This is a genomic window from Vibrio sp. 704, from assembly GCF_033339295.1.
This window is the reverse complement of sequence record NZ_JAWOUH010000102.1, coordinates 1-1,134: the sequence shown is the minus strand read 5'-3', so window position 1 is coordinate 1,134 and position 1,134 is coordinate 1. Positions and strand designations below refer to the sequence as shown.

The 1,134-nt window shown below is 47.4% G+C and carries 1 protein-coding gene; it reads left to right on the top strand.

Annotation, left to right across the window (positions count from 1 at the left end; genetic code table 11):
• Positions 1–1,134: FAD-linked oxidase C-terminal domain-containing protein (locus tag R7R24_RS24740; RefSeq protein ID WP_318119737.1), on the top strand; the 1,134-nt coding region annotated here is incomplete at both ends.

Genomic DNA, 1,134 nt, shown 5'->3' with positions numbered 1-1,134 from the left:
TATCTACAACATGCGTAAAAAAGCGGTGGGTTTGTTAGGCGCTGCAAAAGGCCGCGCTAAACCGGTCGCATTCGCTGAAGATACGTGTGTACCACCAGAAAACTTGGCCGATTTCATTGTAGAGTTCCGCGAACTATTAGATAGCAAATCTCTGAATTACGGTATGTTTGGTCACGTTGATGCAGGGGTGCTGCACGTGCGTCCTGCGTTGGATTTGTGTGACCCGCACCAAGAAGCATTGATGCATGAAGTCTCTGATGAAGTCGTCAAGCTGGTAGCGAAATACGGCGGCCTGATGTGGGGTGAGCACGGTAAAGGTTTCCGCTCGGAATATGGTCCGGAGTTCTTTGGCAAAGAGTTGTTTACTGAGCTTCGACGCGTAAAAGCTGCATTCGACCCACATAATAAAATGAACCCAGGCAAAATCTGTACGCCACTTGATAGCGATGCAGAGTTGGTAAAAGTAACCGACACCAAACGTGGTTACTATGATCGCCAAATTGACGTACGAGTACGTGACAGCTTTAAGCAAGCGATGGAATGTAACGGGAACGGTTTGTGCTTTAACTACGATACCAGTTCGCCGATGTGTCCATCGATGAAAGTGACGGCTGATCGTCGTCATTCGCCAAAAGGGCGCGCTGGATTGGTTCGTGAATGGTTGCGTCAGCTTACTGAGCAAGGTATTGATATTCTTGACCTAGAAAAGCAAACGTTAGAAAACAAAACATCGATCAAAACCATGATTGATCGTGTGCGTCATTCCATTAATCGTCGTCACGAATACGATTTCTCTCATGAAGTTTATGAAGCAATGAACGGCTGCTTAGCGTGTAAAGCGTGTGCGAGCCAATGTCCGATCAAAGTGGATGTCCCAAGTTTCCGCTCCCGCTTTTTAAACATTTATCACTCGCGCTATCAGCGTCCGGCAAAAGATTATTTGGTTGCCAACATTGAAACCATGCTACCAATAATGGCAAAAGCACCGGCAGTCGTGAACGGCGTATTGAAACAGTCGTGGGTGAAGAGTTTAACGGCTTCAACAGTAGGGTATGTGGATGCGCCGTTGTTGTCTGTTCCTACGTTGAAACAGCGCGTAGAGTCGCTGACAACGCCGTATGATCTGCAAGCGTT